3 protein-coding genes and 1 tRNA gene are annotated in these 2,476 nt (G+C 67.4%); 1 reads left to right on the top strand and 3 read right to left on the bottom strand.

What is annotated here, in order from left to right; translation table 11 throughout:
• A partial coding sequence (locus VF662_RS07485) for a DUF4166 domain-containing protein (protein ID WP_464139466.1) occupies positions 1-1,060 on the top strand: 1,060 nt, incomplete at its 5' end.
• 193 nt (positions 1,061-1,253) lie between these two features.
• Here the strand turns inward: VF662_RS07485 and folE are convergent.
• From folE to VF662_RS07470, 3 genes are all read right to left on the bottom strand, one after another.
• Entirely contained in the window at positions 1,254-1,871 is a 618-nt protein-coding gene (gene folE, locus VF662_RS07480) for a GTP cyclohydrolase I FolE (protein ID WP_464139464.1), read from the bottom strand.
• 25 nt (positions 1,872-1,896) lie between these two features.
• Positions 1,897-1,973 (bottom strand) — tRNA-Arg (locus tag VF662_RS07475).
• Positions 1,974-2,011: 38 nt separating this feature from the next.
• A partial coding sequence (locus tag VF662_RS07470) for a DUF1178 family protein (protein WP_464139461.1) occupies positions 2,012-2,476 on the bottom strand: 465 nt, incomplete at its 5' end.

Here is a 2,476-nt window from a genome sequence, read left to right as displayed (position 1 = left end):
CGCAGGCACGCCGCCGCTGCGCTCCCGTCTGGCGGCCACCGCCGACGTGCCGGACCTCGCGCTGCTCCCGGCCCGGCTGCCCGGAACGCCCAGCGTCACCTTCTTCGCCGGCACCGATGCAGGGTGGCACAATCTGGGGCTCTGGCTCCTGAGCTGGCCGGTGCGGTGGGGCTGGCTGCGAAGGCCGGAGCGGCTGGCGGGCGTGCTTTCGAACCTGCAGCATTGGACGCGCGGCTCAGGGTCGATGCGATCGGCTTTCCAGGTCCGGCTGTTCGGAACCGCGGCGCGGCGGCGCATCGAGCGCCGCTGGACCTTGATCGCGGACTGCGGCCACGGCCCGGAGATTCCCGCGCTTGCCGTCCCGCTGCTCCTCGCGAAACTGGCGGCGAGCGCCATTCCACCCGGCGCGAGCGACGCCGGCGGGCTGCTGTCCCTCGACGATTTCGAGCCGAGTTTCGCCGGCCTTGCCACGACGAGCGAACTCATCGAACGTGAACTGCCGCTGCCGCTTTACGAACGGCTGATGGGCGGACGCTTTGCCGCCCTGCCGCCCGCAGTCCGCGACCTGCACGACGTGCTGCGCGATGGCGGGGCGAGCGGCGAAGCCGAGGTCATACGCGGCCGCAATCCCCTTGCCGCCCTCGCTGGAGCTTTGTTCCGCTTCCCGCCTGCGGGTCGCCACCCTCTCCATGTCGCCTTCGCCGAACAAGATGGTCGGGAACGCTGGACCCGTGACTTTTCCGGCCGCCGCTTTTCATCCATTCTGTCGCAGCACGGGCAATGTCTAATCGAACGCTTCGGCGCCCTGCGCTTCGCATTCGACCTGCCCTCGAATGCTAAGGGGCTCAGGATGGTGATGAAGCGCTGGTGGCTGGGCCGCTTGCCGCTACCCATCGCGCTCGCCCCCCGCTCCGACGCCCGCGAATGGGAGGAGGATGGCCGCTTCCGTTTCGACGTTTCGATCGCGCTCCCGCTGCTCGGCACGATCGTCCATTATCGCGGCTGGCTCGAGCCTGAAGGAGCGCAAGTGAAGGCTGCACAAGCAGGGCTTCAACAATAGGGTTTTGCCTGTCACACTCCGCGACTCGTAGAGACATCGCTGCGAGCGGCTCTTTCGCATTGTCTGCTCACCGGTCCGAAGCGGCGAAGGCCGGCGGGCGGAAGCTGCCGAAGCTGACTGGATTCGAGCTCGAACGCATCAACGGCGTCAGCTTTGGAAGGCCAGCGGGAAGCGCCGAACAGCCGGCTTCCGATCAAAAGCCCATCAGCGCCAGCACCTCACGCCGGCTGCGTTCGTCGGAGCGGAAGGTGCCCATCATCCGGCTGGTGGTCATCATGACTCCCGGCGTGTTGACTCCGCGGGCGGTCATGCAGGCGTGGCTTGCCTCGATCACCACCGCCACTCCGAGTGGCTCGAGATGCTCCCAGATGCAATCGGCAACCTGCGCGGTCAGCCGTTCCTGCACCTGCAGGCGGCGGGCAAAGCCGTGCAGCACGCGCGCGAGCTTCGAGATCCCGACGACCCGGTGCTTCGGCAGATAGGCGATCGCCGCCTTGCCGATGATCGGCGCGAGATGGTGCTCGCAATGCGACTGGAAGGGTATGTCCTTCAGAAGCACGATCTCGTCATAGCCGCCCACCTCCTCGAAGGTGCGGCTGAGATGGTGGGAGGGGTCCTCCTTGTAGCCGCTGGCATATTCCTTCCACGCGCGCGCGACGCGGGCGGGCGTGTCGAGCAACCCCTCGCGCTCGGGATCGTCCCCGGCCCAGCGGATCAGCGTCCTGACCGCCGCCTGCACATCGTCCGGCACGGGCACCTTGGGAGGCGAGCTCACCAGATCGCCGTCAGCAGGATCGTGATCTGCGCTCATAGCCGTCCTTATCATGCGGAATGGGTGGTGACCCCGACAGGATTCGAACCTGTGGCCTACAGATTAGGAATCTGCCGCTCTATCCTGCTGAGCTACGGGGCCAGCCACCGCGCGTGAGTTAGGCGCGGGCGCGGCGTGGGTCAATTCTCCTCGCCCGGCTCCACCACCGTGAAGGGCAAGGGCGAGACCTGGATGCCCTCCTCGAGCAGGCTCTCGGTCTCGGCGCGGGTCGCCTTGCCGTGGATGGAGCGCGCCGCCGCCTCTCCGAGGTGGATCGCCCGCGCCTCGTCGGCGAAGCGGTCGCCGACATAGGAGGATTTCTCCAGCATCTCCTTCTGGGCGGACGCCATTGCGGCGAGCATCGCCTTCATCGCTTCGGGATCGGCGGGCGCGGCATGCGATTGATTGCCTTTGGCGCCGACGCGCGGCGCCATTACCGCCTTCGCCACACGAGCATCGCCGCAGAGCGGGCAGACGACGAGGCCGCGCTCACGCTGGCTTTCATAGTCCTCGCTGGAACCGAACCAGCCCTCGAACACGTGAGCGGCCGCTTCGCATTTGAGGTCGAAGACGATCACGGCGCGAGTTCCGGCTCCGGGACCGGC

The sequence above is a fragment of the Allosphingosinicella sp. genome (genome assembly GCF_036387215.1).
Taxonomy (GTDB): Bacteria; Pseudomonadota; Alphaproteobacteria; order Sphingomonadales; family Sphingomonadaceae; genus Allosphingosinicella.
The sequence above is the reverse complement of the archived record's forward strand: the minus strand, read 5'-3'. Positions and strand labels throughout refer to the sequence as shown.

Excerpts from the sequence above, each read along its gene's own strand:
- folE (WP_464139464.1), bottom strand. The coding sequence starts at position 1,871 with ATGAGCGCAGATCACGATCCTGCTGACGGCGATCTGGTGAGCTCGCCT.